The sequence below is a fragment of the Bacillus sp. AFS001701 genome (assembly GCF_002559405.1).
Taxonomy (GTDB): domain Bacteria; phylum Bacillota; class Bacilli; order Bacillales; family Bacillaceae_G; genus Gottfriedia.
Map to the genome: position 1 here is coordinate 1 of NZ_NTZO01000626.1, position 249 is coordinate 249.

Here is a 249-nt window from a genome sequence, read left to right on the forward strand (position 1 = left end):
TGGCTCGGGACGGAATCGAACCGCCGACACGAGGATTTTCAGTCCTCTGCTCTACCGACTGAGCTACCGAGCCATTATATGGCGGTCCCGACCGGGATCGAACCGGCGATCTCCTGCGTGACAGGCAGGCATGTTAACCGCTACACCACGGGACCAAGATAATTTTATAAAAAAGGATGACCCGTACGGGACTCGAACCCGTGTTACCGCCGTGAAAGGGCGGTGTCTTAACCGCTTGACCAACGGGCC

The 249-nt window shown here is 57.0% G+C and carries 3 tRNA genes; all 3 read right to left on the bottom strand.

Annotated features, from left to right (window positions below):
• The 3 genes from CN514_RS24150 to CN514_RS24160 all read right to left on the bottom strand — a co-directional run bounded on the left by CN514_RS24150 (nucleotide 1) and on the right by CN514_RS24160 (nucleotide 249).
• A tRNA-Phe gene (locus CN514_RS24150) sits at nucleotides 1-73 on the bottom strand.
• Between the two features lie 6 nt (nucleotides 74-79).
• A tRNA-Asp gene (locus tag CN514_RS24155) sits at nucleotides 80-155 on the bottom strand.
• Between the two features lie 22 nt (nucleotides 156-177).
• Nucleotides 178-249 (bottom strand) — tRNA-Glu (locus CN514_RS24160).